The sequence below is a fragment of the Streptomyces sp. HNM0574 genome (genome assembly GCF_012726235.1).
Lineage (GTDB): Bacteria > Actinomycetota > Actinomycetes > Streptomycetales > Streptomycetaceae > Streptomyces.
Window position 1 is genome coordinate 262,836 of sequence record NZ_JAASAH010000002.1, and the last position, 26,083, is coordinate 288,918.

27 protein-coding genes are annotated in these 26,083 nt (G+C 72.7%); 12 read left to right on the forward strand and 15 right to left on the reverse strand.

Annotation, left to right across the window (positions count from 1 at the left end):
- Nucleotides 1-86: 86 nt before the first annotated feature.
- The 3 genes from HCC30_RS04775 to HCC30_RS04785 form a co-directional block, all read right to left on the reverse strand.
- Nucleotides 87-296, reverse strand: a complete 210-nt coding sequence (locus HCC30_RS04775) for an SPOR domain-containing protein (RefSeq protein ID WP_169440728.1) — start codon at nucleotides 294-296, stop codon at nucleotides 87-89.
- A gap of 116 nt (nucleotides 297-412) precedes the next feature.
- Nucleotides 413-1,165 (reverse strand): GntR family transcriptional regulator, encoded by a 753-nt coding sequence (locus tag HCC30_RS04780; RefSeq protein WP_169440729.1) that lies wholly within the window; start codon nucleotides 1,163-1,165, stop codon nucleotides 413-415.
- 293 nt (nucleotides 1,166-1,458) lie between these two features.
- The gene (locus HCC30_RS04785) at nucleotides 1,459-2,886 is read right to left on the reverse strand and encodes an MFS transporter (protein WP_346776492.1); all 1,428 of its coding nucleotides are present in this window, start codon (nucleotides 2,884-2,886) and stop codon (nucleotides 1,459-1,461) included.
- Nucleotides 2,887-3,003: 117 nt separating this feature from the next.
- Between HCC30_RS04785 and HCC30_RS04790 the strand changes: the two genes are divergently transcribed.
- Together HCC30_RS04790 and HCC30_RS04795 are read left to right on the forward strand one after the other, a co-directional pair.
- Entirely contained in the window at nucleotides 3,004-3,540 is a 537-nt protein-coding gene (locus tag HCC30_RS04790) for a helix-turn-helix domain-containing protein (RefSeq protein ID WP_206323371.1), read from the forward strand.
- 61 nt (nucleotides 3,541-3,601) lie between these two features.
- Nucleotides 3,602-4,129: an FBP domain-containing protein gene (locus HCC30_RS04795; RefSeq protein WP_169440731.1), complete on the forward strand. Its 528-nt coding sequence runs from the start codon at nucleotides 3,602-3,604 to the stop codon at nucleotides 4,127-4,129.
- A 28-nt stretch (nucleotides 4,130-4,157) separates the two neighbouring features.
- Here the strand turns inward: HCC30_RS04795 and HCC30_RS04800 are convergent, their stop codons facing one another.
- Entirely contained in the window at nucleotides 4,158-5,819 is a 1,662-nt protein-coding gene (locus HCC30_RS04800; RefSeq protein ID WP_169440732.1) for an amidohydrolase, read from the reverse strand.
- A gap of 50 nt (nucleotides 5,820-5,869) precedes the next feature.
- Nucleotides 5,870-7,243: a cytosine permease gene (locus tag HCC30_RS04805; RefSeq protein WP_346776493.1), complete on the reverse strand. Its 1,374-nt coding sequence runs from the start codon at nucleotides 7,241-7,243 to the stop codon at nucleotides 5,870-5,872.
- Nucleotides 7,244-7,477: 234 nt separating this feature from the next.
- On the opposite strand from HCC30_RS04805, the gene HCC30_RS04810 reads away from it, so the two are divergent.
- A complete protein-coding gene (locus HCC30_RS04810; protein WP_346776494.1) occupies nucleotides 7,478-8,080 on the forward strand; it encodes a TetR family transcriptional regulator C-terminal domain-containing protein in 603 nt (200 codons plus the stop codon).
- A 97-nt stretch (nucleotides 8,081-8,177) separates the two neighbouring features.
- Complete coding sequence (locus HCC30_RS04815) at nucleotides 8,178-8,621, forward strand: VOC family protein (protein ID WP_169440734.1); 444 nt, start codon at nucleotides 8,178-8,180, stop codon at nucleotides 8,619-8,621.
- 7 nt (nucleotides 8,622-8,628) lie between these two features.
- Here HCC30_RS04815 and HCC30_RS04820 read toward each other — a convergent pair whose 3' ends face one another.
- Together HCC30_RS04820 and HCC30_RS04825 are read right to left on the reverse strand one after the other, a co-directional pair.
- Nucleotides 8,629-9,855: a hypothetical protein gene (locus HCC30_RS04820; RefSeq protein WP_169440735.1), complete on the reverse strand. Its 1,227-nt coding sequence runs from the start codon at nucleotides 9,853-9,855 to the stop codon at nucleotides 8,629-8,631.
- Nucleotides 9,856-10,145: 290 nt separating this feature from the next.
- The gene (locus HCC30_RS04825) at nucleotides 10,146-11,501 is read right to left on the reverse strand and encodes an NAD(P)-binding domain-containing protein (RefSeq protein ID WP_169440736.1); all 1,356 of its coding nucleotides are present in this window, start codon (nucleotides 11,499-11,501) and stop codon (nucleotides 10,146-10,148) included.
- 98 nt (nucleotides 11,502-11,599) lie between these two features.
- On the opposite strand from HCC30_RS04825, the gene HCC30_RS04830 reads away from it, so the two are divergent.
- Nucleotides 11,600-11,950 (forward strand): metalloregulator ArsR/SmtB family transcription factor, encoded by a 351-nt coding sequence (locus tag HCC30_RS04830; RefSeq protein ID WP_169440737.1) that lies wholly within the window; start codon nucleotides 11,600-11,602, stop codon nucleotides 11,948-11,950.
- Nucleotides 11,951-11,971: 21 nt separating this feature from the next.
- Here the strand turns inward: HCC30_RS04830 and HCC30_RS04835 are convergent, their stop codons facing one another.
- Genes HCC30_RS04835 through HCC30_RS04845 form a run of 3 tightly spaced genes read right to left on the reverse strand, consistent with a single transcriptional unit; the run spans nucleotide 11,972 to nucleotide 14,480 of the window.
- Nucleotides 11,972-13,039 (reverse strand): ArsO family NAD(P)H-dependent flavin-containing monooxygenase, encoded by a 1,068-nt coding sequence (locus tag HCC30_RS04835; RefSeq protein ID WP_169440738.1) that lies wholly within the window; start codon nucleotides 13,037-13,039, stop codon nucleotides 11,972-11,974.
- Nucleotides 13,036-14,088: an ACR3 family arsenite efflux transporter gene (gene arsB / locus HCC30_RS04840; RefSeq protein ID WP_346776520.1), complete on the reverse strand. Its 1,053-nt coding sequence runs from the start codon at nucleotides 14,086-14,088 to the stop codon at nucleotides 13,036-13,038. The genes HCC30_RS04835 and arsB overlap by 4 nt, the downstream gene beginning before the upstream one ends.
- Before the next feature lie 59 nt (nucleotides 14,089-14,147).
- The gene (locus HCC30_RS04845) at nucleotides 14,148-14,480 is read right to left on the reverse strand and encodes a metalloregulator ArsR/SmtB family transcription factor (protein WP_169441397.1); all 333 of its coding nucleotides are present in this window, start codon (nucleotides 14,478-14,480) and stop codon (nucleotides 14,148-14,150) included.
- 102 nt (nucleotides 14,481-14,582) lie between these two features.
- Between HCC30_RS04845 and HCC30_RS04850 the strand changes: the two genes are divergently transcribed.
- Nucleotides 14,583-14,996, forward strand: a complete 414-nt coding sequence (locus HCC30_RS04850; protein WP_169440740.1) for an arsenate reductase ArsC — start codon at nucleotides 14,583-14,585, stop codon at nucleotides 14,994-14,996.
- 528 nt (nucleotides 14,997-15,524) lie between these two features.
- Here HCC30_RS04850 and ychF read toward each other — a convergent pair.
- The gene (gene ychF / locus HCC30_RS04855; RefSeq protein ID WP_169440741.1) at nucleotides 15,525-16,613 is read right to left on the reverse strand and encodes a redox-regulated ATPase YchF; all 1,089 of its coding nucleotides are present in this window, start codon (nucleotides 16,611-16,613) and stop codon (nucleotides 15,525-15,527) included.
- Nucleotides 16,614-16,799: 186 nt separating this feature from the next.
- On the opposite strand from ychF, the gene HCC30_RS28405 reads away from it, so the two are divergent.
- Nucleotides 16,800-17,555 carry a DUF6542 domain-containing protein gene (locus tag HCC30_RS28405; protein WP_240979328.1) on the forward strand — a complete coding sequence of 252 codons (756 nt, stop codon included), beginning with the start codon at nucleotides 16,800-16,802 and terminating at the stop codon, nucleotides 17,553-17,555.
- A gap of 99 nt (nucleotides 17,556-17,654) precedes the next feature.
- On the opposite strand, the gene HCC30_RS04865 is transcribed toward HCC30_RS28405, so the two are convergent.
- Complete coding sequence (locus tag HCC30_RS04865) at nucleotides 17,655-18,695, reverse strand: 4-hydroxy-3-methylbut-2-enyl diphosphate reductase (protein ID WP_169440742.1); 1,041 nt, start codon at nucleotides 18,693-18,695, stop codon at nucleotides 17,655-17,657.
- A gap of 110 nt (nucleotides 18,696-18,805) precedes the next feature.
- Here HCC30_RS04865 and HCC30_RS04870 point away from each other — a divergent pair, with 110 nt between their 5' ends.
- The 4 genes from HCC30_RS04870 to HCC30_RS04885 all read left to right on the forward strand — a co-directional run bounded on the left by HCC30_RS04870 (nucleotide 18,806) and on the right by HCC30_RS04885 (nucleotide 22,621).
- Complete coding sequence (locus tag HCC30_RS04870; protein WP_169440743.1) at nucleotides 18,806-20,254, forward strand: APC family permease; 1,449 nt, start codon at nucleotides 18,806-18,808, stop codon at nucleotides 20,252-20,254.
- A 50-nt stretch (nucleotides 20,255-20,304) separates the two neighbouring features.
- Nucleotides 20,305-21,519, forward strand: a complete 1,215-nt coding sequence (xseA, locus tag HCC30_RS04875) for an exodeoxyribonuclease VII large subunit (RefSeq protein WP_169440744.1) — start codon at nucleotides 20,305-20,307, stop codon at nucleotides 21,517-21,519.
- An 81-nt stretch (nucleotides 21,520-21,600) separates the two neighbouring features.
- Nucleotides 21,601-21,867 carry an exodeoxyribonuclease VII small subunit gene (locus HCC30_RS04880; RefSeq protein ID WP_169441399.1) on the forward strand — a complete coding sequence of 89 codons (267 nt, stop codon included), beginning with the start codon at nucleotides 21,601-21,603 and terminating at the stop codon, nucleotides 21,865-21,867.
- Nucleotides 21,868-22,027: 160 nt separating this feature from the next.
- Nucleotides 22,028-22,621 carry a malonic semialdehyde reductase gene (locus HCC30_RS04885; protein ID WP_169440745.1) on the forward strand — a complete coding sequence of 198 codons (594 nt, stop codon included), beginning with the start codon at nucleotides 22,028-22,030 and terminating at the stop codon, nucleotides 22,619-22,621.
- 67 nt (nucleotides 22,622-22,688) lie between these two features.
- On the opposite strand, the gene HCC30_RS04890 is transcribed toward HCC30_RS04885, so the two are convergent.
- Entirely contained in the window at nucleotides 22,689-23,288 is a 600-nt protein-coding gene (locus tag HCC30_RS04890) for a DUF4245 domain-containing protein (protein ID WP_346776495.1), read from the reverse strand.
- A 159-nt stretch (nucleotides 23,289-23,447) separates the two neighbouring features.
- Here HCC30_RS04890 and glpX point away from each other — a divergent pair, with 159 nt between their 5' ends.
- Nucleotides 23,448-24,479: a class II fructose-bisphosphatase gene (glpX, locus tag HCC30_RS04895; protein ID WP_169440746.1), complete on the forward strand. Its 1,032-nt coding sequence runs from the start codon at nucleotides 23,448-23,450 to the stop codon at nucleotides 24,477-24,479.
- Nucleotides 24,480-24,565: 86 nt separating this feature from the next.
- Here glpX and HCC30_RS04900 read toward each other — a convergent pair whose 3' ends face one another.
- Together HCC30_RS04900 and HCC30_RS04905 are read right to left on the reverse strand one after the other, a co-directional pair.
- A complete protein-coding gene (locus tag HCC30_RS04900; protein ID WP_169440747.1) occupies nucleotides 24,566-24,943 on the reverse strand; it encodes a WhiB family transcriptional regulator in 378 nt (125 codons plus the stop codon).
- Nucleotides 24,944-25,230: 287 nt separating this feature from the next.
- Nucleotides 25,231-25,902, reverse strand: coding sequence for a DUF1707 and DUF2154 domain-containing protein (locus tag HCC30_RS04905; protein WP_169440748.1), 672 nt, complete (start codon nucleotides 25,900-25,902; stop codon nucleotides 25,231-25,233).
- Nucleotides 25,903-26,083: the final 181 nt, after the last annotated feature.

Consider the following 26,083-nt stretch of genomic DNA (forward strand, 5'->3'; position numbering starts at 1 on the left):
ACCGCCACGTCCCTGCTCGGGTACGCTCGCCCGGGATTTTCCGGGCAAACCGGACTATCTGTCCGTATACCCGATTGTGTCGGCGGTCAGCCCTGGGCACCGCTCCCGGAGTCCATGCGCTCGACCAGATAGTCGCCCGTGGACCCGTCCGCCGTGCCCTTGAGCCGCTCGGCGATCTCCTGCGCCTCGGACCGGGTGGCGTAACTGCCCACGCGATAGCGGCCGCCGCCCACGTCCCGGCGTATGACATGCCAGGGAAGAACGACGTTGCTGTCACCACCGCCCACGCTTCGCATATGCCGAAGCCTACGCCCGGCCTTCACCCTCAGCGTTCGGTTTTTCACACTCGGGCAGCATTTTCGGCCACGGCCGGAACGAGCGGCCCCGAAGACCCCACCGGAAGACCGCCCGGCTACTTCACCGGAAGGTGGTACGCGACCCGGTACCGGTCCGCCGGAATCACCACGTCCGCCGTCTCGACGGGCCGGCCGCCCGCGAAGAACGTGCGCGCCACCACCATCACCACGTGCCCCGGCACCCCGCCCAGCGCGGACATCTCCTCCGCCAGCCCGGGCCGGGCGCCGACCTCCTCGGTGACGTTGTCGACGACGAGGTCGATCGCGGCCATCCGCTCCACGACGCCCTTGCCGCCGAGCGGACCCTCCTCCGGCAGCATCACCGGCGTCCGCCCCGTCAGGGACAGCGGCTCCCAGGAGGTGGAGCACATCACCGGCTCACCCTCGGAGCGGAAGAGGTAGCGCGTGCGCATGACCCGCTCGCCCGGAGCGATCCGCAGCCGCTCGGCCGTGGCCGGGCAGGCGTCCTCCTGCGCGCTCTCCGACTCCCAGGTGCCCTTCACGCCCTCGTCGGACTGCTCCTGACGGAAGGGCGTCGCGTCACCGAGCCCGCGGTATCCCGTACGGGCCACCCGGCGCGGCAGCGGATGCTCGCGCACGTACGTGCCCGAGCCGGAGCGGCCCTCGACCAGGCCCTCCGCCATGAGCACCTTCCGCGCCTCCAGCGCGACGGTGTCGGAGACCCCGTACTCCTCGCGGATGCGGGCCTGCGACGGGAGGCGGGTGTGCGGCGGCATGTGACCGTCCACGATCTTCTGCCGCAGATCTCCGGCCACTCGCAGATACGCAGGCTGCTCACCGAACGGCACGAGCACCCCTCCCCGTTCCAGCCCGATCCAACAAGGTTGACAGCGAGCAACAGCTTGGCAACTCAGTGTTGTTGGCCGCAACATCCGGCCAAGGTTTCACCTGATGTGATGAGTTGCTGCTCACGCCCCGCACAAACGTCACGCCCCACGCACGCCCCCGCGCCCCCTCCGCACACCCCCGGCGGGGACGCGAGAGGCAGGTGAGCGAGGGGTGGCGCGTACCGGGGACGCCGGGACCGCCGCCGCGCCGCCGAACTGACGTCCGGCCGAACTCCCGTGCCTCCGGGGCCCGTTCAGTCCTGCCGTACGGCTGCGGATGCGCGCCCCCGCAGCGCGAGCGCGGTGACCGCGCCGAGCACCATCAGCGCCGCGCCCGTCAGCAGCGCCCGGTCGGTGCCCTGCGCGAGCGCCGCCGGGTCCGTGCCGTGCGCCGAGGAGGCCACGACCATCGCCAGGGAGACGCCCATCGCCGAACCGATGTACCGCGCCGTGTTGTTGGCGCCCGAGCCCATGGAGGCGCGGTCGGCCGGCACGCTCTCGACGGCGAGCCGCGGCAGCGCCGCGTTCAGCAGCCCGCTGCCCGCGCCCGCGAGCAGGAAGCCGGGCAGCAGCGCCGGCCAGGAGCCGGAGCCCGGCACCCCGAGCATGGTCAGCGTGCCGGCGGCGGCGAGCGCGAAGCCGAGCGCGAGCTGGCGGCGGGCGGTGAACGCGGCCGGGAGCCGCCGCACCTGGAGCGCGACGAGCAGCGCCGTCGCCGACCAGAGGCACAGCAGCCAGGCGGAGCCGAGCGCCGGCAGCCCCATGGTCTGCCGCAGCAGCGCGGGCAGGTAGCTGAACAGGCCGATCACCCCCAGCCCCGTGAACAGCGCCCCGCTCGTGGCCACCAGGAACGACGGACGGCGGAACAGCGCGAGGTCCAACAGCGGCGCGGAGACCCGGCGTTCGACGAGGACGAAGCCCGCGCCGAGCACGGCCCCCGCCAGCAGCAGCACGCCGACCGCGGGCCGGAGCCAGCCGTCCCGCCCGAGCGTCAGCGCGGCGAGCAGGGCGGCGGCGGACAGCCCGAGCAGCAGCGCACCGCCCAGGTCGGGGCGGCCGCGCGCGCCGGGTGCGCCGCGCGACTCGGTGAGCGCGCGGGCCGCGTAGCCGCCGACGGCGAGCATGGCCGCGGCGTACACGGCGTAGACCAGCCGCCAGTCGACGGCGGCCAGGCCGGCGGCGGCGACGGGGCCGAAGGCTATGCCGCCGCTGAGTGCCGCGCCCCAGATCCCGGTGGCCCGGTTCCGGCCGGGTCCTGCCGGGAAGGCGTGCGCGATGAGTCCGAGGCTGCTGGCGATCAGCGCGGCGCTGGCGGCGCCCTGGGCGACCCGGGCCAGCGTGAAGGCGAGGGTGCTCCCGGCGGCCGCGCCGAGCGCCGCCGTCACCGCGAGCCCGAAGGCGCCGGTGACGAAGACGCGCTTGCGCCCGTGGTCGTCGGCGAGGCCGCCCGCGACGAGGAGGACGGCGGCGAGCCCGAGGGCGATGCCGTTGATCAGCCACGCCTGGCCCGAGGGGCCGGCGCCGAAGGAGGCGCCCATCCCGGGCAGGGTCAGCATCGGCGCGGTGTAGTTCATCAGCGCCACGAAGGTGGCCGTGCCCGTCGCGGCGAGCACCGCCCGCCGCCCCGCTGCCCCGGCCTCCGCCACCTCCGAGGGCGCCGCCGGCGTCTGCACCGTCGTCACTCCCCCCACCTCCTCAGTTCACTGAACGAACAGGGTTCGGTGAATGAACCCCCGAGTCCGGAGCACCGTAGCAGCTCTGGTTCATTCACTGAACCCACATCGGTTAGGGTGGGCGTCATGGCGCTCAAGAAGGAGTACGCGACGCAGGACTGCGCACTGGCCCGCACGCTCGAACTCGTCGGCGAACGCTGGACGATGCTCGTCGTCCGGGACACCTTCTACGGCGTCCGCCGCTACAGCGACTTCCTCGCCCACCTCGACATCCCCCGCGCCGTCCTCTCCACCCGGCTGCGGACCCTGACCGAGGCGGGCATCCTCGACAAGCGCCGGTACGCCGAGTCCCCGCCGCGCGACGAGTACGTGCTCACCGACAAGGGCGAAGCCCTGTGGCCGGCCCTCCACGCCCTCCTCACCTGGGGAAACCTGCACGCCACCGACTACCGCACCCGGCACCGCGAGTTCGTGCACGCGCTCTGCGGCTCCCCGCTCACCACCGCGGGCGGCTGCGAGACCTGCGGCCGGTCCGCGATGCCGCCCGCCGAGATCGACGTCCACCCCGGCCCGGGCGCCCGGGACCACGAGCGCTCCGACCCGGTCAGCCGGGCCCTGCTGCGCCCCCACCGCCTCCTGGAACCGCTGGACACCACGGCCTGAGCAGCGCACCCGCGGAAAACCGGATGCCACGCCCGGTGGGAGCTTGTTAGCTTCGACCGCCATGAAACCGCTCACCGAGGGGGACGTCCGCGCGTCCTTCGTCAACTGCTCCAAGGGCGAGAGCCGCCGGCTCGCCGTCCCCCGCGACCTGGCCGAACGGCCATGGTCCGAGCTGGACTTCCTCGGCTGGCGCGACCCGGGGGCGCCGGACCGGCGCTATCTCGTCGCCGAGCTGGAGGACGCGCTCGTCGGCGTCACCCTGCGCGCCCCGCAGAACGTGCACCGCAGCTTCACCAAGACCAACGTCTGCAGCCTGTGCCTGACGGGCCACCCCGGTACGGGCGTCGCGCTGCTCGCCGCACCGAGGACGGGCCAGGCCGGGCGGCAGGGCAACACCGTCGGCGCGTACGTCTGCTCCGACCTGGCCTGCTCGCTCTACATCCGCGGCCGGAAGCGGATCGCCGCCTCGCAGCGCCACCAGGAGACGCTGACCGCCGCCGAACGGGCCGAGCGGCTGCGCGGCAACCTGCGCGGCTTCCTCCAGCAGGTCGGCGTCCCCGACCCCCGGCCCGTCCCCGCCGCGGCCTGAGGCCACGGCCGGGGAACCGGAGGGGAGCTCAGACCGTGTGGACGACCTCGCCGCCCACGACCACGGCCTCCGCGACCGTGCCGGGGATGTCCCCGGGCGGGCAGCGGAGGATGTCGCGGGAGAGGACGGTGAAGTCGGCCAGCTTCCCGACGGTCAGCGAACCCCGCTCGTCCTCAAGGAAGTTGGCGTACGCGGAGCCCATCGTGTAGCCGTGCACCGCGGTCTCCACGTCGACGGTCTCGGACGGCATCCACGCCTCTCCCCCGTCGAGCGAACGGCGCGTCACCGCCGTGTAGATACCGACCATCGGGTCCATCTCGGCGACGTTCCAGTCGCTGGAGAAGGCCAGCGTCGCGCCCGCCTCGCGCAGGCTGCGCATCGGCCACGCCTTGTGCCAGCGCTCCTCACCCACGTTCACCGCCCAGTCCTGCCCGGGGCCCGCGATCTCGGGCGCACAGTGCCGGGGCTGCATGCAGGCGACCACGCCCAGTTCGGCGAACCGTCCGACGTCGGCGGGGTCGAGGCACTCGACGTGCACGACCTGATGCCGCGCGTCCCGCGGCCCGTTGACGGCGCGGGCGTGGTCGACGGCGTCGAGGACGGTGCGGATGCCCCGGTCGCCGGTGGCGTGCACGAAGCACTGGAAGCCGCGCGCGTCCAGCTCCGTCAGCAGCGAGGCGAACTCCTCCGGCGGGTAGAACGTCTCGCCCCGGTGCTGCCCGCAGCCCGCGTACGGGGCGAGCAGCGCGGCGGTACGGGGCTCGACGACGTCGTCGATGTACAGCTTCAGCGGGCCGACCCGCATCCGGTCGCCGGTGTACCGCTCGGCGGCCCGGGCGAACTCCTCCAGGTCCTCCTTCGTCGTCCCACGCGGGTGGAACAGCGCCGCGACGAGCCGCGAACGCAGCCGGCCCTCGGACCGCGCGCGGTCGAACAGGGCCAGGTCGTCGAGGGAGTTCTGCGGCTCGACGACGGTGGTGATCCCGTACCGGACGGCGTCGTCCAGGGACTTCGCGAGCCGCCCGTACTGCCGTGCCGGCGAGGCCCACGGCACCCCGAGCTCGCGCAGCGCCCGGTGGCCGTCCCTGGAGAGGCCGCGCACGGCGAAGTCCGTGACGAAACCGGTGGGTTCGCCGGTCTCCGGGTCGGTCCGCGCCGTGCCGAACGGCAGCTCGGTACGCGCGGCGGTCACCCCCAGCCGGCGCAGCGCCGCGGTGTTGAGCCACGCGGTGTGCACGTCGTAGCTGAGCACGAAGGCGGGGGTGTCGCCGGTGACGGGGTCGAGGTCCTCGGCGCGGGGCATCCGCCCGCCCGCGATCGCCGAGTAGTCGAAGGCCTCGCCCTCGATCCACTCGGCGTCCGGGTGCTCCGCGCGCCAGGCGCGGATGCGCTCGTGCACGGCCTCCAGCGAGCCGGCGCCCGCGAGCTGGACGCAGGCGTCGTCGGAGCCGAGCCGTACGTGGTTGTGCGCGTCGATGAAGCCGGGCAGCACCAGCCGCCCGCCCGCCTCGATCACCCGGGTTTCCGGGCCGGTCCAGGCGGCGGCGCCGTCGTCCCGGCCGAGCCAGACGAGCCGGCCGTCGCGCACGGCCAGCGCCTGGGCCTCGGGCAGCTCGGGGTCGACGGTGTGGACGCGGGCGCCGCGCACGACGAGATCGGCGGGCGCCGCGCGGTCGGGGGTGCGGGTCATACGTACGTGCTCCTGAACTGTTGCGGTGGTGCGGGGAGTCGGGTCGAGGGTCAGCGCGGGGCGGTGAGCGCCTCCCGCCGGACGAGGACCCAGTAGGCGAGCGCGGCGATCACGGAGCCGGCCGACGAGAGGTCGGTACCGCCGAGCGGTGCCACCAGCGGCCCGGTCCACACCTCGCTGGAGCAGGTCAGCGCGGAGAAGACCATTCCGGCCAGCAGGGCCGTCACGCCCGCCGGGTGGTATCCGGCGCGGTACCAGTACGCGCCGTCCGGGCCCGCGTGCAGCGCGCCGGTGTCGTACCGGCACCGGCGCAGCAGCATGTCGGCGAGGAAGACGCCGCCCCAGGGCGCGAAGACGACGATCAGCAGGGAGAGGAAGCTGAGCAGCGACTCCGTGAAGTCGGTGAGGAACAGCGCCCCCGCCGCACCGAGCGCGGTGACGGCCGCGCTGATGAGGATCGCCTTGGACCGGCTCCACGGGATGCCCAGTACCTGGAGGTTGAGGCTGGACGAGTAGAGCGTGATGATCGAGTTCGTCACGGAACCGCCCAGTACCAGCGCGAGGAAGAGTGGCTGGAACCAGCCGGGCAGCAGACCCTCCGTGCCCGCGACCGCGTCCGTCATGTCCGCCTGCGTCGCCGCCGCCGCGCCCGCGACGCCCAGCGCCACGGACGAGACGAAGCCGCCCAGCGCGCCGCTGAGGGTGAGCGGGCCCAGCCGGGTCGTGCGCGGCAGGTAGCGGGTGTAGTCGGCGGGCATGGGCAGGTAGGAGAACGGCCCGGCCAGCGTCACCACCAGCGCCAGCGACCAGGCGGCCGCACCGCCCCCGTCCGGCACCGGGCCGGTGTCCGTACCCGGCAGCAGCAGGACCACCAGCGCGGCGAAGCCGAGGGCGAGCGCGTAGGCCAGCTTGCGTTCCGCGTACTGCACGGTGGCGTGGCCCCACAGCGCGACGACGAAGGTCAGCGCGAGCGTGACCAGCAGCCCGAGGGCGCGTGCCGTGGGCCCGTGCCAGCCGAGGTCGGCCAGGAAGGCGGTCAGCGCCAGCGCGCCCACGACGGTGTTGACGATCGTGTAGCCGATGCTGACGACCCAGTTCAGCAGCCCCGCCGGCCAGTTGCCGCGCACGCCGAAGGCGGCCCGGGAGATGACGAGCGTGGCGGTGCCCGTCCGTACGCCGCTGAGTCCGGCCGCGCTGATCGCGAGGAACGACAGCCCGCCGATCACGACGACGGCCACGGCCTGCCAGAAGCTGAGCCCGAAGGAGACGGCGAGGGCGCCGTTGATGACGTAGGTGAAGGTGAGGTTGGAGCCGAACCAGAGCCAGAAGAGGTCCTTCGCCCCGCCGTGCCGCTCCTCGTCCGGGATGGGGTCGATGCCGTGCCGCTCGACCTGGAACACCTCGTCGGCCGGGCGGACTTCCACGGGGGTGGCACCCCCGGCGCCCGGCCCCGGACCTGTCGTCGTGCGCTGCTGTGTCATCCCGCTCCCGCCGGCCGGGCGGCCGCGAAGGGGCCGCCGTACGATCTAGAACAGCGTTCAAACTCTTTGAGTGCCATTCAAGATGCTGGCCGACGGCCCCCGGGTCAAGACCCCGGACCGGATCGGCCCGGCTAGGGTCGTTCCCCGGCGGACTCGGCACGACGGAGGGCGGCACCGGTGACCAGGGCGATACGGCGGCGCGACGGGCTCGACTCCCGCGCCCGCATGCTCGAGGAGGCCATGACGGCCATCGCCGAGGGCGGCCTCGCCGCGCTCACCATGGCCGCGCTCGCCCGGCGGCTCGGCACGAGCGGCGGCCACATCCTCTACTACTTCGGCAACAAGGAGCAGTTGCTGCTGGAGGCGCTGCGCTGGAGCGAGCAGGCCCTCGCCGAGGAGCGCGGCTCCCTGCTCACCCGCCGCGTCACCCCGCGGCGCAGGCTCGACCTGTTCCTCCAGCTGTACCTGCCCCGGGGCACCCGCGACCCGCGCTGGATGCTCTGGATCGAGCTGTGGGCCCGCACCCCGGCCAACGCCGAACTCCTCGCCGCCCAGGAGGAGCTCGACGCCGCCTGGCAGCGGGACCTGGAGAGTCTGCTCGCCAAGGGCGTCGACCGCGCCGCCTTCGCCCCCATGGACGTCACCGAACGCGCCGTCGAACTCCTCGCGCTCCTCGACGGGCTGAGCACCCGCACCGTACTCGGCCAGCGCGGCACCGGCCGCGCCCAGGCCCTCGCCGCCGCCCGCTCCGCCGCGGCCCGCCTCGTACCGGACGCGTAGCCCGGGGGCTCCGCCCTCCGTCCTACGCCGATGAGCCGAGCCCCGGGCGGCCGCGCGCCCGAGGTGCCGGGGGCCGCGCGCGTGGCACCGTGAGCGGATGAGCAGTCACAGCTGGCCGGACCATCTCTCCGTCGGCGCCGTCCGGTTCGCCCGGCCGACCGGCAGGTACGACGAGGCCCTCACCTTCTACCGCGACGACCTCGGGCTCCCCGTGCTCGCCCAGTGGCGGGACCACGACGGCTACGACGGCGTCGTCTTCGGCCTGCCCGGCACCCCGGTCCACATGGAGCTGACCCAGCACGGCCACCCGCCGCACGTCCCCGAGGCGAGCCCCGAGAACCAGCTCGTCCTCTACCTGCACGGCACCGGGGCCCGCGACGCCGCCGTCCGCCGCATGGAGTCCCGCGGCCACCGCCCCGTCCCCGCCGCGAACCCGTACTGGCCGGGCCACGACGCCGTCCTCTACGAGGACCCGGACGGCTGGCAGGTCGTGCTGGCGCCGTGGATCTTCCCCGAGGACCCGCCGCAGGCGGCGGACTGAGGACGGGTCAGGAACCCTGGAGGGCGCGGAAGGAGTCGAACCAGACGCTCGTCCGCCCCGCCTGGCCGCTCCCCTCGACCGTGCGGTTCGCGTACAGCGGGTTGAGGATCCACGGCTTCTTGTCCGGCCCCCAGCCCGTCCGCATGGACCGGATCTGCGCCACCCCGTACGTCGCCACGGCGAGCTTCCCGGTGTCCCGGAACATCCCTACCTGGCGCGTCAGATAGTCCTTGTGCGAGGCGAACCACGGGCTCATCGCGAGGAAGTCGTCCCACCGCCGCTGTGGGAAGGGCTTCTCCAGGGCGGCGCCGATCTCCTCCCACACCCGCCTCTCCCGGGGCACCCGGTACTTCTCGGCGTAGGCCGCCGGCACCGCGTCCCGCATGTGCTTCTCCCAGTGCAGCACCAGCGAGAACTCCGTGGCCAGGAACTTCTTCCCCCGCTCCAGACGCGAGGCCACGTACTGCACGTACACCCCGGCGGCGCGCAGCGAGTCGACGTGCGGGTGGATGTCGAGCCCCTCGATCTCCGGCTTCCGGTTGACGAAGGCGACCCAGCGCTCGGTGGCGGGCGTACGTCCGTCCTCCCGGTCCAGGTGGTTGAGGGCCCCCATGTACAGCCGGGTCCCGCGTCCCTGGACGCTCTTCGCGCGGCGGGCGATGACGTGCTCGGCGACGTGCTCGTAGAACACGTTGAGCCGCCGGTCGCGCTCGTCCTCCAGGGTCTCCAGGAACGGCTCGTTGCCGACGGTGAGGATGTCGACCTTGCCCAGGACGGCGTCCAGCACCCGGTCCACCCGGCGCAGTTGGACCTCCATCTCCTTGCTGCCCGCCTCGGGGAGCGACTGCTTGAGGTCCCGGAAGGGGAACTTCAGCGAGAGGATCGTCCGGAAGTTCTTGCCGCCCGCGTCGAGCAGCTTGGCGACGGCCCGCTGCCGGGCCGGGTCACCGGCGTCGAGGTCCGCCGTCATCGGCACGAAACCGCGCACCCAGGACGTCGAGAGCGCCTCGACCTGGCCGAGGCTCATGTCGGACGGGTCCTCGTTGAAGTTCACCCCCAGCGCCCCGTCCGGCGCCTCCCCCGCACTCTGCTTCCGCACCCGCTCCTCGCTCTTCGCGTCCCCGCCCGAGGAGCGGCCTCCCGTGGGGCCGCAGGCCGACGCGAGCAGAACGGCGCCGGACACCCCCAGCAGCCGACGGCGCGAGGCGAACGGGACGGACGGCTGGTACTGCATTGCTGTTCCCCGATTCCGGTCGAGTCATCGCCGGCCGGGCACGCCGAACTCCCCTGCCCCCAGGCCCGGTTCACCCCGCGCCGCCCCCGGCATGGTCCGTGCCCCCTCAACGTAGGCCACCGCCGCCCGCCTCGAACTCCCGTCCCCGGCACCGGAACACCACCCGAACCACCCGGTGACAGCCCCGTGACGCCAAAGGCCGCCCCGCGTATGCGGCCACAAGCGGCGACCGGTGAGCCCGGCCGTGCGGCCCGACGGCCGGTCTTCAGTGCCGGTCGCGGCCGGCTCGTTCAGCAGCCGCCGGTGGCGGGTCCGCCGATCTGGACGGTGGCCGGTGCGGCGCAGCAACCGCCTTCCCCCTGAGCGCCGTCAGCGGTGCCGGGTTCGTCGAAGAGTCCGGAGCCGCCGCAGACGCCGGTCTCGGCGAGGATCAACTCGACGCGGGCGGCGGCCTCGTGGTCTCCGGCGAGGGCGGCGGCGACGGAGCGGGCCTGCTCGTAGCCGGTCATGGCGAGGAAGGTGGGGGCGCGGCCGTAGCTCTTCATGCCCAGGAGGTACGCGTCGGGCTCGGGGTGGGACAGTTCCTTGGCGCCGTGGGGGTAGACGGTGCCGCAGGAGTGGACGTTCGGGTCGATGAGCGGGGCGACCTCCACGGGGGCCTGGAGGCGTTCGTCCAGGCCGAGGCGCAGTTCGGTCAGGTGCGTCAGGTCGGGCCGGAGGCCGGTGAGGACGATGACCTCGTCCACCGGGTCGAGGTGGCGGCCGCCCTCGTCGGTCAGGACGACCCCGGTGCCCTCCCGGGTGACGCTCTCCGTGCGGAAGCCGGTGACGGCGGTGGCGTGGCCGGCGTCGACGGCGGCCTTGGCGCGCAGACCGAGGGCGCCGCGTGCGGGCAGCTGGTCGGCTTCGCCGCCGCCGAAGGTGTCGTCGCTGATGCCGCGCCGCAGTACCCAGGTGGCGTGCGTGCCCGGCACTTCCTCGGCCAGGGCGGCGAGCCCGGCCAGGACGGTGAAGGCGGAGGCGCCGGAGCCGACGACGGCGGTGCGCCTGCCCGCGTAACGGGCCCGTACGACGGGGTCGTTCAGGTCGGGGACGCGGTAGCTGATGCGGTCAGCGGCGGCCCGCTCGCCGAGTGCGGGGAGGCCGTTGCCGCCGAGCGGGTTCGGGGTGTTCCAGGTGCCCGAGGCGTCGATGACGGCCCGGGCGAGGATGCGCTCCTCGCCGCCTTCGGGTGTGGTCACCTGCAGGGTGAAGGGCTGCTTGTCGCGGCCGGCGTCGACCACGCGGTCCCGCCCGGCTCGGGAGACACCGGTGACGCGGACGCCGTAGCGCACGCGCTCGCCGAGGGCGTCGGCGAGCGGCTGGAGGTACTGCTCGGCCCAGTCCCTGCCGGACGGGTACGTGCTGCCCTCCGGGCGCTGCCAGCCCGTGGGGGCCAGCAGCTTCTCGGCCGCCGGGGCGATCACCTCGTCCCAGGTCGAGAACAGGCGAACGTGGCCCCACTCGCGCACCGCGGTGCCCGCTTCCGCACCTGCCTCCAGCACCAGCGGCTCCAGGCCGCGCTCCAGCAGGGATGCGGCGGCTGCCAGGCCGACCGGCCCGGCGCCGATGACGGCCACGGGAAGTGCGGACTGCTGCTCGGTCATGAGGAATCCCCTCGCCACTGCTTTGATGGATATCGATTCAGTACTGCGAGTGTGCATCCGGCATTGACAAGTGTCAATATAGAAGAATGTCGAATCTGATGGATCGCACCGCAGGGGAGGACGAGGAGCGCCCCGAGGAGGTCGTGCCGTGCTGCCCGCCGCTCGACTCTCCCGACCTGGCGGCAGAGGACGCGCAGACGATGGCCACGATGTTCAAGGCCCTCGGCGACCCGGTCCGCGTGCTGCTCTTCTCCCGGGTCGCCTCACATCCGGACGGCGAGGTGTGCGTGTGCGACCTGGGAGATCTCGGCGTCTCGCAGCCGACCGTCTCCCACCACCTCAAGAAGCTCCGCGACGCCGGCCTCGTGACCTCCGAGCGGCGCGGCACCTGGGTCTACTACCGCGTCGCGCCCGGAGTACTCGCCCGCATGAAGACCATCACGCGCTGAGGTCCCCGCCGGGGGACGGCGTCAGCCGAGGAGCGCGGTGATCTCGCGAACGGCATCGCGGGCCGGGCGGCCGACGCCGACGAGGGTGGCGGAGGCCGGGCCGGTCCAGTCGCCGTAGCCGAGGAGGTGCAGGCCGGGCTCGCGGACGGCACGGGTGCCGGCCGTGGGGACGTGGCCGCGGGCACTCCGGAGTCCGAGCGGTGCGAGGTGGGCCAGGGCGGGACGGAAGCCGGTGCACCAGATGACGGCGTCCGCCTCCTGCCGCGAACCGTCAGGCCACACCGGGCCGTTGCTGTCCAGGCGGGCGAACATCGGCCGTGGGGCGAGGAGTCCGCTGTCGCGCGCGGCGCGCACCGACGGCACGGCCACGATGTCGCCCAGGGAGGCCACTCCGCCGGTGTCCTCCCGGCCGGCGTCCAGGGCACGACGGCGGGCCGTGGCGGTGTCGAAGAGGGCGCGGCCGTCGATGTCGTCGGGCAGGTAGCGGGGCGGACGGCGGGTCGCCCAGGTCAGGTCGATGCCGTCGTGTGCGGCGAGGTCGGCGGCGATCTGTGCCCCGGAGTTGCCGCCGCCGACCACCGTCACCCGCTGCCCGGCGAAATCCTTCGGAGAGCGGTACCCGGCGGTGTGCACCTGACGGCCCCGGAAGTCGGCCTGCCCGGGGACGGCCGGAACGAAGGGGCGCCTCCAGCTGCCGGTGGCGCTGACGACGGCCCGGGCCCGCCAGGTACCGGAGTCGCTCTCCACACGCAGGAACCCGCCCTCGCCGTGCACGCCCCGCACGCGGACGGAGCGTTCCACCGGCAGGCCGTAGCGCTGCTCGTACTCGGTCAGGTACCGCACCACGTGGGCCGCCTCCGGGTACTCCTCGCCCCGCTGGACGGGCATGAGCCGGCCGGGGAGCGAGGAGTACGGGGCCGGGGAGAAGAGGCGGAGGCTCTCCCACATGTGCCGCCACGCGCCGCCCGGTTGGGCGTCGGCGTCGAGGACGGCGAAGTCCACCCCGGCGCGACGCAGGTGGTAACCGGCGGCGAGCCCGGACTGGCCGCCGCCGATCACCACCACATCCGTCGTACGGGGCCCGCTCACGCGCCGGTGAGGCTCTGGGCGCTGAACTTGCGGCGCCAGGCGAGCGATACGTACACCAACGCGATCAGCACCGGGACCTCGATGAGCGGGCCGACCACGCCGGAGAGGGCCTGGCCGCTGGTGACGCCGAAGGTGGCGATGGCGACCGCGATGGCCAGCTCGAAGTTGTTGCCGGCGGCGGTGAAGGCGAGCGTGGCGGTGCGGTCGTAGGGCAGGCCGATGGCCTTGCCGAGGGCGAAGGAGCCGAAGAACATCACCGCGAAGTAGGCCAGCAGCGGCAGCGCGATGCGGACGACGTCCATCGGCTGCGAGGTGATCGTCTTCCCCTGGAGGGCGAAGAGGACCACGATCGTGAACAGCAGGCCGTACAGCGCCCAGGGGCCGATCTTCGGCAGGAACTTCTGCTCGTAGGCCTCCCGGCCCATCCTCTTCTCGCCCAGGCGGCGGGTGAGGTATCCGCCCAGCAGCGGGATGCCGAGGAAGACGATCACGTTCAGCGCGATGTGCCACACGGGGACGTCCAGGCCCTGGCCATTGCCGAGGCCGAGCCACTGCGGCAGCAGGTCCAGGTAGAACCAGCCGAGCAGGCCGAAGGCGAGGACCTGGAAGACGGAGTTGAGGGCGACGAGCACAGCTCCGGCCTCGCGGTCGCCGCAGGCGAGGTCGTTCCAGATGATCACCATGGCGATGCAGCGGGCGAGGCCGACGATGATGAGGCCGGTGCGGTACTCCGGCAGGTCGGGCAGGAAGGTCCAGGCCAGCGCGAACATCACGGCCGGGCCCAGGACCCAGTTGATGACCAGCGAGGAGACCAGCAGCTTCCGGTCGCCGGTGACGGTGTCGAGCCGGTCGTAGCGGACCTTCGCGAGCACCGGGTACATCATGATCAGCAGGCCGAGCGCGATCGGCAGCGAGATCCCGCCGATCTCGACCTTGCTCAGCGCGTCACCCAGCCCCGGTATCGCCCGCCCCAGGCCGAGGCCGACGCCCATGGCGATCAGGATCCACACCGCGAGGAAGCGGTCGAGGGTGGAGAGCTTGCCGACGATCCCGGCCTCGGCGGGATCTCCCCCGGCGGGCTCCGCGGGGGTGCCGGTTTCGGTCCTGGTCACGGGCAGGCTCTCTTTCGGTCTGTCTCGATGGTCGTACGGGCGGTCTCGGCCAGCTCCGCGAAGGAGCCGGCGAGGGCGGTGAGGACGTCGGGCCGCAGCCTGTAGTACGTGTACCGGCCGCAGGGCTCGGTCTCCACCACCCCGGCCTCGCGCAGGACCCGCAGGTGGTTGGAGAGGTTCGTCTGCCGGGCGCCCGTCTCCTCCACCAGGTGCGTGGTACACAGCGTTTCCCGCGCGAGCAGCGTCACGATCCGGAACCTGAGCGGGTCGGCGATGACCCGGATCAGGTCGACACCTTCCGGCGTCACTTCAGGTTTGGCTGACGTCATCATGCGCTGATACTGTCACATCACTGCCTGCTGATGCCAGCCAGGGCTGACATCCCTGATGGTGGCGCGAGACGCCGCCCTCGACGAAAGAGATCCCCGGTCATGTCCGACAAGCTCTCCGTCCTGTTCGTCTGCGTGCACAACGCGGGCCGCTCCCAGATGGCCGCCGCCTGGCTGACCCACCTGGCGGGAGACCGCGTCGAGGTCCGCTCCGCCGGTTCCGCCCCGGCCGACGCCGTCAACCCCGCCGTCGTCGAGGCCATGCGCGAGACGGGCATCGACATCGCCGCCGAGACCCCCAAGGTGCTCACCGTCGACACCGTCCAGGCATCCGACGTCGTGATCACCATGGGCTGCGGCGACGCCTGCCCCGTCTTCCCCGGCAAGCGCTACCTCGACTGGACGCTGACGGACCCGGCCGGCCAGGGCATCGACGCCGTACGCCCCATCCGCGACGAGATCCGCACCCGCATCGAGGACCTGATCACCGAGATCGCCCCGGAGCCGGCCAACTGATTCCAGGCACCCGCGGGGTCACCAGCCGTCACGGGCGGGGCTTTCACGGGAGCTTGCGGTCGGCCCCTCGCCGCGGTGCTTCTCACTGAGCCACGCCACCGCATCCCAGTACGCCGGCTCGGCGTGGAAGCGGGCGGTGACGGCGCAGTGCGCCCTCCGGGGCCGCGGGCTCGTCCGTAACGAGGCCGGGGGGGATGTCACCGCGGACGACAGGCCGCAGGTGTTCGCTAGTGATCATGCACAACAGCGTTGCGCAGCAGGTGAGTTACGGGCGGCGCCTCCGCGTCATCATCGCTCGCCCGGATGACCCGGTACGTCAGTTTCCGGCTGAGACCGGGGAGTTGGAGTACCGGCCCCGGAACTGCCGCGCGGGGGAAGCGCGCGTCCAGATCCGGCACGGAGTCCGGAAGAGGCGGCCTGAGCACGCCCGTTGCGTTGAGCCACGGCGCCACTCCTGCGGACTCCTCGCGGGCCGCGAGCGCCGCACAAGCACTCCGCCGCAGGCCAGACCGCCTCTTGACCCGAGACTCAGACGTTGAAGCGGAACTCCACCACGTCGCCGTCCTGCATCACGTAGTCCTTGCCCTCCATGCGGGCCTTGCCCTTGGCGCGGGCCTCGGCGACGGAGCCGGTCTCGACGAGGTCGTCGAAGGAGATGATCTCCGCCTTGATGAAGCCCTTCTGGAAGTCGGTGTGGATGACACCGGCGGCCTCGGGGGCGGTGGCGCGCTTCTTGATCGTCCAGGCGCGCGCCTCCTTCGGGCCCGCCGTGAGGTACGTCTGCAGGCCGAGGGTGTCGAAGCCGACGCGGGCGAGGGTGGCGAGGCCGGGCTCCTCCTGGCCGACGGTCTGGAGGAGTTCGAGCGCCTCCTCCTCGTCCAGCTCGACGAGGTCGGCCTCCAGCTTGGCGTTGAGGAAGACGGCCTCGGCGGGGGCGACCAGGGAGCGCTGCTCGGCCTTGAAGTCCTCGTCGGTGAGCTCGTCCTCGTCGACGTTGAAGACGTAGATGAAGGGCTTGGTCGTCAGCAGGTGCAGGTCGTGCAGCGGCTCGGCGGCCTCGGTGCCCTGGGCGATACCGGCGGCGAAGAGGGTGCGGCCCTCCTCCAGGATCGTCCTGGCCTCCTGGACGGCCTTGAGCTCGGGCTGCTTGTCCTTCTTGACCCGGGCTTCCTTCTCCAGCCGCGGCAGGACCTTCTCGATGGTCTGCAGGTCGGCGAGGATCAGCTCGGTGTTGATCGTCTCGATGTCGCTCTTCGGCGAGATCTTCCCGTCGACGTGCACCACGTTGTCGTCCTGGAACGCCCGGATGACCTGGCAGATCGCGTCGGACTCACGGATGTTGTGCAGGAACTTGTTGCCCAGGCCCTCGCCCTCGCTGGCGCCGCGCACGATGCCCGCGATGTCGACGAAGTCGACGGTGGCCGGGAGGACCTTCTCCGAGGTGAAGATCTCGGCCAGCTTCGCCAGCCGCGGGTCGGGGACGCCGACGACGCCGACGTTCGGCTCGATGGTGGCGAACGGATAGTTGGCCGCCAGCACGTCGTTCTTGGTCAGGGCGTTGAAAAGGGTCGACTTGCCGACATTGGGCAGACCGACGATTCCGATCGTGAGCGACACGTGGCGACTTCCCGTTACGAGTGTTGGGGCGGTGATCCTGGCGATCCTGGTGGGCCGGAACGGCCCGGCTCCTGCGGACCCCTGCGGGCGCCCCGGGCCGATCCACCAGTCTACGGGCTCCGGCGTTCGGGCCCCGATGCGTGTCCGTGCCGTACGCCGGGGCCGCCCGCGGCCTACTTTGGGACGGTGGAGCAGCACAGTGCGCGTACGAGTCCCCCTGGCCCCGGCGCCCCGGAGGCGCACTCCGCCCCGTCCGGGGACGGCCCGTCCTCGACGGGGGCGCGGCTGCCGCGCCCGACCCGCGGCGGCAGGGCACAGCCCCGAAGCCCCGGCGAACGGCGCGGCCCCCGTGACCGGCCGGACGAGGCCGCCGGACGGTCCCGTTCCGCTTCGTCCGGCCACTCCCGCGAGACCGCGACCGTGCACCAGGCCGCCGTCCGGATCGCGCCCGTACCGCGCGCGGTGTCCCGGTTCGCCGCCAGGCTGCCGCGGCCGAAGCTGACGGGGCTGGGGGCCGGGGTGCTCGCCGTCCTCGCGATGCTGCTGGTCGGCGGCCTGGACGCACTGCTGCTGGACGGGGAGCCCGTGGTGTACGGGGTGTTCTTCGTGCTGGTGTGCCTGGCGGTGGCCTCGTGGGTGCGGCCCTCGGAGCTGATCGCGGCGCCGGTCGCGGTGCCGCTGGCGTTCGGCGCGGGGCTGTTCTTCATCAGCGGCGGCACCCCGGGCTTCGGCGGCCAGTTGATGGGGCTGTTCTCGACGCTCGCGCTGGAGGCCGGCTGGCTGTACGGGGGCACGCTGGCGGCGGCCGTGATCGTGACCGCCCGCAAGGCGGTACTGATCGCGCAGGTCGCGCGGGCGCGGGTGCGGGCCCGCAGGGAGGCGCGGCGTACCGGCCGGGTGGTCGCGGGGTCGCGGAGACCCTCGGGGCACACCGCCTCCTGACCGCAGGACACACGCGAAGGCCCCGGTGACGGGTGCGGGGATCCCGGTGGGATCCCGGCCGTCACCGGGGCCTTCGTACGGCGGGCGTGGGCCCGTGGGTCACTTGACCTTGTCGGCGGCCTCCGCGCGCAGGTCGCGGCGCAGCTCCTTGGGCAGCGAGAACTGCATGTGCTCGTCGACCGGCTTGACGATCTCGACGTCCTCCCAACCGTGCCCGGCCAGCCACTCCAGGACGCCGTCGACCAGGACCTCGGGCACCGAGGCGCCGGAGGAGAGGCCGATCGTGGTGACGCCCTCCAGCCAGGCCTCGTCCAGCTCGCTCGCGTTGTCCACGAGGTGGCCGGCCTTGGCGCCGTGGGTGAGCGCGGTCTCGACGAGGCGGACGGAGTTGGAGGAGTTCTGCGAACCCACGACCAGCACCAGGTCGGACTCGGCCGCGACCTGCTTGATGGCGGTCTGGCGGTTCTGCGTGGCGTAGCAGATGTCGTCGCTGGGCGGGGAGAGCAGGTTGGGGTACTTGCCCTGGAGCGCGTCGACCGTCTCCATCGTCTCGTCGACGGAGAGCGTGGTCTGGGAGAGCCAGACGACCTTCTCGGGGTCGCGGACCTCGACGTTCTTCACGTCCTCCGGGCCGTCGACGAGGGTGATGTGCTCCGGGGCCTCGCCGCTGGTGCCGATGACCTCCTCGTGGCCCTCGTGTCCGATGAGGAGGATGTCGTAGTCCTCCTTGGCGTACCGGACGGCTTCCTTGTGGACCTTGGTGACCAGCGGGCAGGTCGCGTCGATGGTGGCGAGCTTGCCGCGCTCGGCCTCCTCGTGGACGACGGGGGCGACGCCGTGCGCGGAGAAGATCACGATCTCGCCCTCGGGGACCTCCGTCGTCTCGTCGACGAAGATCGCGCCCTTTTTCTCCAGGGTCTGGACGACGTACTTGTTGTGCACGATCTCGTGCCGCACGTAGACCGGCGCACCGTACTGTTCGATGGCCTTCTCGACGGCGATCACGGCACGGTCCACGCCCGCGCAGTAGCCGCGCGGCGCGGCGAGGAGGACCCGGCGGTCGGAGCGGCGCTGTCCGGCGGCGGCAGCGTCTCCACCCGGGGCGGCGGCAGGAGTCGGGCTGGAGGGCGTTGCAGACATGCCCCCATCGTAAAGGCGCGGAGCAAGCGCGCTCGCCGCCCGCGGACGGGCCCCCGTCCACCGGCCGGATCTCCCGGAAGGGGCGGTGGACGTGCGGCAAGCTAAGGGCCATGGCTGACTCCGGAGCCCCTGATTCCTCCTCGCACCTGACCCGGGCGGCGCCCGGCGCGGGCGGGCGGCTGAAGCACACCCTGGGCCTGCGCGACCTGATCGTCTACGGGCTGCTGTTCATCGCGCCCATGGCCCCGGTCGGCGTCTTCGGCTCGCTGGACGCGCGCAGCCACGGCGTCGTCCCCCTGGTGTACGTGGTGGCCACGATCGCGATGGCCTTCACGGCGTACTCCTACATGCGGATGGTGCGGGCCGTGCCGCGCGCCGGCTCGGTCTACTCCTACGCGAGTGCCGGCCTGGGGCGGGGCGCGGGCTTCGTCGCCGGGTGGATGGCGATGCTCGACTACCTGCTCATCCCGGCCGTGGGCTACCTCTTCTCCGGCATCGCGATGAACCAACTCGTGCCGGCCGTCGACCAGTGGATCTGGACGGCGGCCGCCGTCGTCGTCACCACGGGGCTGAACCTCTCGGGGGTGCACCGCGCGGCCGTCGTCGGCTTCGTGGTGCTGGCCATGGAGATCGTGGTGCTGCTCGTCTTCGTCGTCGCGGCGGTGGTGGTTCTGGCTCAGGACGGACCACAACGTGACTGGTTTTCGCCGTTCACCGGTGACCGGACGTTCTCGGCGGTGGCGGTGCTCAGCGCGGTCTCGGTCGCGGTGCTGTCCTTCCTCGGCTTCGACGCGATCGCGAACTTCGCGGAGGAGACCGTCGGCGGCACGGCGCGGGGCGCGGCGACGGTCTCCCGGGCGCTGCTGGGCTGCCTGCTGCTCGCCGGGGTGCTCTTCCTGCTGCAGACGTACCTGGCGGCGCTGCTGACGGCCGAGCCCTCGGCCCACTTCGCGGAGCATCCGGCCACCCAGGGCGAGGCGTTCTACACGAGCACGGAGTCGGCGGTCGGCGGCTGGCTGCAGACGACGATCGCGGTGAGCAAGGCGATCGGCGCGGCCTTCGCGGCGCTGGCCGGGCAGGCCGCGGCCGGGCGGCTGCTGTTCGCCATGGCCCGGGACCGGCGGCTGCCGAAGGCGCTGTCGCGGGTGGACCCGGGCAGCGGCGTCCCGCGCCGGACGCTGCTGCTCACGGCCGTGATCACGGCGTGTGCCGCGGTCTGGGCGGCCCGCACCGCGGACGGCCTGGACCGGCTGGTCTCGGTCGTCAACATCGGCGCCCTGACCGCGTTCGGCCTGCTGCACCTCTCCGTCATCGGCTACTACGGGGTGCGCCGCCTGGGCGGTACGCCGCACCCGTTGCGGGACTGGGTCCTGCCGCTCGTCGGCCTGGGCATCACCGTCGCCGTGATCGTGACGGCGCACCACGACGCCCACCTGGTGGGGCTCGCCTGGCTGGCCGCGGGCCTCCTGGTGCTGGCCCTCCTGTACCGCCGGGACGGCGGGCCCGGTCCTGCGACGGGGGAGCCCGCCGCGGAGGCGGACGGGGCGGACTCCCGCTGACCGCGCGGGCGTCGGGGCCTGGTGTCGGTGCCAGACGCTAGCCTCCCCGTATGGCTCTGAAGACGTCCGCGGAAGCACCGATTCCCGTGCACGAGGTGTCCCGGCTGATCGGCGGGTGGATCGACCGGCTCGGCGCGGTGTGGGTGGAGGGGCAGATCATCCAGCTCTCGCCCCGCCCCGGCGCCGGGATGGCCTTCATCACGCTGCGCGACCCCTCGCGGGACGTCTCGATCAGCGTCACCTGCTACCGCCAGGTCTTCGACCGGGTCAAGGACGTCGTCGCCGAGGGCTCCCGTGTGGTGGTGCACGCGAAGCCGGTGTGGTTCGAACGGGGCGGTTCGCTGTCGCTGCGGGCCGCGGAGATCCGTCCGGTCGGCATGGGTGAACTGCTGGCGCGGCTGGAGCAGTTGAAGAAGACGCTGGCGACCGAGGGGCTGTTCGCGCAGGAGCGGAAGCGTCCGCTCCCGTTCCTGCCGCACCGCATAGGGCTCGTCACGGGCCGCGCCTCGGACGCCGAGCGGGACGTCCTGCACACCGCGCGGGAGCGCTGGCCCGCGGTCAGCTTCACCGTGCGCCACACCGCGGTGCAGGGCGTGAAGGCGGTGCCGCAGGTCATCGAGGCGGTACGGGAGCTGGACGCCGATCCGGACGTGGACGTGATCATCGTGACCCGGGGCGGCGGCAGCATGGAGGACCTGCTGCCCTTCTCCGACGAGCGGCTCGTCCGCACCGTCGCCGCCTGCACCACCCCGGTGGTCTCCGCGATCGGGCACGAGGCGGACACCCCGCTGCTCGACCTCGTCGCCGACCTGCGCTCGCGCACCCCGACGCACGCCGCGAAGGACACCGTCCCGGACGTCGGCGAGGAGCGCGAGCGGGTACGGGAGTTGCGGGCCCGCGCCTGGCGCGTGGTCAACGGCTTCCTGGACCGCGAGGAGCGCGGGGTCACCGAGGCGATGAGCCGTCCGGCGATGGCCGACCCGTACGCGATGGTGGAGGAGCGCGAGGAGGACGTCGCCTTCCTCGCCCAGCGCGCCCGGCGCACCCTCGGGCACCGGCTGGACCGCGCGGAGGACGAGCTGGAGCACACCCGCGCCCGCGTGGTCGCCCTCTCCCCCGCGGCGACGCTGCGCCGGGGGTACGCCGTGCTCCAGCGCGAGGACGGCCACGTCGTCCGCTCCGCCGAGGAGGCCCCGGAGGGCGCCGGGCTGCGGGCGAGGGTCGCGGAGGGTGAGTTCGGCGTGACTGTCTCACCCCGCGCTTAGGCTGGAGCGCATGGCTACGGCGCGGGCGGGAGTACAGGCGTGAGCACGGACGTGAGCAGCGGATCGACGGCGGGGACGGGTGTGACGGACGGGACGGACGGCCCGGGCGAGGAGCTCTCCTCGCTGAGCTACGAGGAGGCGCGCGCCGAACTGGTGCGCGTGGTCCAGCAGTTGGAGACGGGCGGCTCGACGCTGGAGGAGTCGCTGGCGCTCTGGGAGCGCGGCGAGGAGCTGGCCGGGGTGTGCCGCGGCTGGCTGGAGGGCGCCCGCGCCCGCCTCGACGCGGTGCTGCGCGCCGAGGAGGGCGCGGAAGCGGAGTCCGGCGAGGAGCTCGGCGAAGAGGACTGACCGGCCCGGCCGGAATAACCGGAGGCCGGGGACGCTTGAGGGGAGCGGCCCCCCGAGGGGGTGACGAGCGAGACATCACCATTTGGTTGAGCTTTTAAGTATGTCGGCTTTATGGTGTCTCGTACCGATCGAACTCCCACCGCAAAGGCAAGGCACCTTCATGGCTCTCGCCCTCGACCCCGCCGCCCAGGACCTGCTGTTCCGCGAGGCCCACACGGCCAACACCTTCACCGACGAGCCGGTGACGGAAGAGCAGATACAGGCGGTCTACGACCTGGTGAAGTTCGCGCCCACCGCGTTCAACCAGTCGCCGCTGCGCGTCACCCTGGTCCGCTCCCCCGAGGCCCGCGAGCGGCTCGTCGCGCAGATGGCCGAGGGCAACCGCCCCAAGACCTCGTCGGCGCCGCTGACCGCGATCCTCTCCGTGGACCTCGACTTCCACGAGCGGCTGCCCGAGCTCTTCCCGCACGCCCCGCACATCAAGGACGCCTTCTTCTCCGAGGCCGCCCCGCGCGAGGCCGCCGGCACCTTCAACGCCACGCTCCAGGCCGGGTACTTCGTCCTCGGCGTCCGCGCCGCCGGTCTCGCCGCCGGCCCGATGACGGGCTACGACGCGGACGGCGTCAACAAGGAGTTCTTCGGCGACGGCAAGCAGAAGGTCCTGATGGTCGTGAACATCGGCAAGCCGGGCGAGGGCGCCTACAGCCCCCGCTCCCCGCGCCTGTCCTACGAGGACGCCGTCACCACGGTCTGATCCCCACGCCCGCACACAACGGTGGCCCGGAAGCCGACGCTTCCGGGCCACCGTTGTGTGCGGGCGGTCAGCTCTTCGCGGCCTCTTCGGGCTTCGCCTCGCCGCCGGTCTTCGCCTCGCCGCCCTCCTCGAGGGCCTCCGCGAGCCGGGCGAGCTGCTGGAAGGAGGCGGTCCCGGTGACGACGGTGGTCGCGGCGCCGGACTCTTCCTCCGGAGCGACGCGGACGAGCGCGTCGTACTTCTCGCCCTCCCAGCGCTGCCACTCCTCGTCGCCCACGCGCATGGTCTTGTCCGTCTTCTTCGCGCCCTGGGTGACCTTGCCGACGTAGGTGTCGGCCGGCTTGTCGTCGCTCTGCTCCACGGCCGCGTACTCGTTCCCCGGCGCCATGAAGCCCAGGTGCCAGGCCGAACCCTGCGGGCCGTCGGCCTCGTACGTCACGGAGGTCGCGCGCCACTCCTTCGACAGGCCCTTCGGGGCGGCGACGGGGTAGGGCGCCGCGCGCTGGGCCGACTGCAGCTCCACCTGGTAGCTGACGGGCTTGACCGGGTCCTCGCCGTCGTCGTGCGGGACGAAGATGTAGATGACCCACGCGGCGAGAACGATCACCGCGAGCGAGATCACCATGTCCCGCACCGACTGCTTGCCACGCTGCTTGTCTGCTGCCACGTTCCCATCGTCCCCTATGCCCCAGGCCACACCGGCCCCGGGTCCGGGGCCCGCAGCGCGCTCATCCGTGGGGCCCTCTGCTCACCCTGCCGGGCGCTCGGTAAAGTCGTCACCAACCCTCAGCCGCCCGGCCGCCGCCGAGCAGAAAGGTGTCTGGTGATGTCAGACCACCATCTCCCGTCCCCGCTGGAAGTCAGCCCGGAGGCGCCGGACCGCAACCTCGCGCTCGAACTCGTCCGCGTCACCGAGGCCGGAGCCATGGCTTCCGGCCGCTGGGTCGGCCGGGGCGACAAGAACGGCGCCGACGGCGCGGCCGTGAAGGCCATGCGCTCGCTCGTCTCCACCGTCTCGATGAACGGCGTCGTCGTCATCGGCGAGGGCGAGAAGGACGAGGCGCCGATGCTCTACAACGGCGAGCGCGTCGGTGACGGCACGGGCGCCGAGTGCGACGTCGCCGTCGACCCCGTCGACGGGACGACCCTCACCGCGAAGGGCATGGGGAACGCCGTGTCCGTCCTCGCGGTCGCCGAACGCGGCACCATGTTCGACCCGAGCGCGGTCTTCTACATGGACAAGCTCGTCACCGGCCCGGAGGCGGCGGAGTTCGTCGACATCACCGCACCGCCCGCGGTCAACATCCGCCGCGTCGCCAAGGCCAAGGGCTGCACGCCCGACGACGTCACCGTCGTCGTCCTCGACCGGCCGCGGCACGACGGGATCGTCAAGGAGATCCGCGAGGCCGGGGCGCGGATCAAGTTCATCTCGGACGGCGACGTCGCGGGCGCGATCATGGCCGTGCGCGAGGGCACCGGCGTCGACATGCTGCTCGGCGTCGGCGGCACCCCCGAGGGGATCATCGCGGCCTGCGCCATAAAGTGCCTCGGCGGCACGATCCAGGGCAAGCTGTGGCCGAAGGACGAGACCGAGCGGCAGCGCGCGCTGGACGCCGGGCACGACCTGGACCGGGTGCTCCAGACCGAGGACCTGGTCGGCGGCGAGAACGTCTTCTTCGTCGCGACCGGCATCACCGACGGCGACCTGCTGCGCGGCGTGCACTACCGCGGCGAGCGCGCGTACACCCAGTCGCTGGTGATGCGTTCGCGCTCGGGAACGATCCGGCAGATCGAGTCCACCCACAAGCTGTCCAAGCTGCGGGCCTACAGCGCCGTCGACTTCGACCGCGCCCGCTGACCCCCGGGGCGGTCAGCGGAACACCGGGACAGAACGGACGGGCCCCGTACGGCAGTTGGCGCCGTGCGGGGCCCGTGGCGTCCGGTTCAGGCGATACGGGGGATCTGCTGGGGCTCGCTCGCGGCGGCCGGTGCCACCGCGTCCCTGCGCCGGCGTCTGGCGAGGACGACCCGGCGCTCGGCGGCGGTCAGCCCGCCCCACACCCCGTACGGCTCGGGCAGCATCAGCGCGTGCTCCCGGCACTCCACCAGCACGGGACAGCGGGCGCAGACCCGCTTCGCCGCCTGCTCGCGCGCGAGGCGTGCGGCCGTCGGCTCCTTCGAGGGGGCGAAGAAGAGTCCCGCCTCGTCCCGGCGGCAGGCCGCCTCGGAATGCCATGGCCCCGCCTGGTCGTCACGCGCCGGCATTCGCTGGGCGGGGACAGTAGCGGCAGCCTGCGGGGACTGATGCGGCGGTTGCAGCACGGTCTGCTCCTGACGAGACGACGGTGATTCACCTTCATCCGCCTTGCTGCGCACGGCAGTTCGTGCTCCTGGGGCCGTACGAGAGACGATGCCCGAGCCCTACCCGCTGTGCGTACCGGTATGCATACCGTGGCGCTCTGCCCCAGCCTTCCCTCGCCGCACTCCCCGTCCGTGCGCCCCAGGAGCCTCCCCACGGCGCACCATCCCCACGCGTGCGCCCGCCGAGGCACGGCCCAACCACGGTCGGCGGACGGGGTGTTCGGGAACGCAAAGACTCCGGGCGCGGCTCAGACGTCCTTGCGGAACTTGTCGCGGAGGTCGCGCAGCCACTTTCCGGGCTTCGGCTTCGCCTCCACGCTGCCGAAGATCGCCGACCCCTCGACCAGCACCACGGGGGCCGCGGCCTCGTCCGACTCCATGGTGCGCACCTCGAACGAGCCGAAGATGCCCGCACCCTTCTGCTGGAGCGTGACGTTCTCCGGCACCAGGATCTCGACGCTGCCGAAGATCGCGTTCGCGTTCAGCTGGACGTGCTGCTGGGTGAACACGGCCTGCGTCAGGTCGATCTCGACACTGCCGAAGATCGCCGTGGCGTTCACCTTGCCCGGGACGCGCCACCGGCCCTTCCGCGTCGCGGAGCTGAAGATCGCGGCGACGTCGTCCTTCGCGCCCGCCCGCGCGTCCGCCTCCCCGTACGCGAACGTGGCCGAACCGGGGGCCTGCGAGGGCGCCTCCGGCGTCCGGGCACCGGCGGGCAGGTCCCGTACGACGGGCTCCAGCTCGCCGACGGTCTTGGCCGCGTACACCGTGTCCAGCCGCTCCGAGTGCTCCGCCGCGTCCAGCCGCCCCTCGGCGAGGGCTTCCCGCAGGATGTCGGCGACCCGGTCACGGTCGGCGTCCGACGCACGCACGGAGACCTCGGCGGCGGCCGGCTTCTTCTCGGGCGGGGAGTCAGTCACGGGCCCAGACTAGCGAACGCGATAGATCGCGACCAGGCGTCCGAGAGGGCTCCGGCCCGGCAGCACGGGCCCGTGGGCAGGTGAGTGCAACCTCACCGTCCCCGCCCGCCGGCCGCGTTCTACGCTGTGGAACGCATCGTCGAGAGACCAGGCGAGAGCCACAGCGAGAGGAAGAGCCACA

What these genes read in the sequence shown, in the direction of transcription:
- HCC30_RS04775 (WP_169440728.1), bottom strand. Translation starts at nt 296, where the DNA reads ATGCGAAGCGTGGGCGGTGGTGACAGCAACGTCGTTCTTCCCTGGCAT.
- HCC30_RS04790 (WP_206323371.1), top strand. Translation starts at nt 3,004, where the DNA reads ATGGCGCTCAAGAAGGAGTACGCGACGCAGGACTGCGCACTGGCCCGC.
- HCC30_RS04795 (WP_169440731.1), top strand. Translation starts at nt 3,602, where the DNA reads ATGAAACCGCTCACCGAGGGGGACGTCCGCGCGTCCTTCGTCAACTGC.
- HCC30_RS04800 (WP_169440732.1), bottom strand. Translation starts at nt 5,819, where the DNA reads ATGACCCGCACCCCCGACCGCGCGGCGCCCGCCGATCTCGTCGTGCGC.
- HCC30_RS04815 (WP_169440734.1), top strand. Translation starts at nt 8,178, where the DNA reads ATGAGCAGTCACAGCTGGCCGGACCATCTCTCCGTCGGCGCCGTCCGG.
- HCC30_RS04820 (WP_169440735.1), bottom strand. Translation starts at nt 9,855, where the DNA reads ATGCAGTACCAGCCGTCCGTCCCGTTCGCCTCGCGCCGTCGGCTGCTG.
- HCC30_RS04825 (WP_169440736.1), bottom strand. Translation starts at nt 11,501, where the DNA reads ATGACCGAGCAGCAGTCCGCACTTCCCGTGGCCGTCATCGGCGCCGGG.
- HCC30_RS04830 (WP_169440737.1), top strand. Translation starts at nt 11,600, where the DNA reads ATGGATCGCACCGCAGGGGAGGACGAGGAGCGCCCCGAGGAGGTCGTG.
- HCC30_RS04845 (WP_169441397.1), bottom strand. Translation starts at nt 14,480, where the DNA reads ATGACGTCAGCCAAACCTGAAGTGACGCCGGAAGGTGTCGACCTGATC.
- HCC30_RS04850 (WP_169440740.1), top strand. Translation starts at nt 14,583, where the DNA reads ATGTCCGACAAGCTCTCCGTCCTGTTCGTCTGCGTGCACAACGCGGGC.
- HCC30_RS04865 (WP_169440742.1), bottom strand. Translation starts at nt 18,695, where the DNA reads ATGTCTGCAACGCCCTCCAGCCCGACTCCTGCCGCCGCCCCGGGTGGA.
- HCC30_RS04870 (WP_169440743.1), top strand. Translation starts at nt 18,806, where the DNA reads ATGGCTGACTCCGGAGCCCCTGATTCCTCCTCGCACCTGACCCGGGCG.
- xseA (WP_169440744.1), top strand. Translation starts at nt 20,305, where the DNA reads ATGGCTCTGAAGACGTCCGCGGAAGCACCGATTCCCGTGCACGAGGTG.
- HCC30_RS04885 (WP_169440745.1), top strand. Translation starts at nt 22,028, where the DNA reads ATGGCTCTCGCCCTCGACCCCGCCGCCCAGGACCTGCTGTTCCGCGAG.
- glpX (WP_169440746.1), top strand. Translation starts at nt 23,448, where the DNA reads ATGTCAGACCACCATCTCCCGTCCCCGCTGGAAGTCAGCCCGGAGGCG.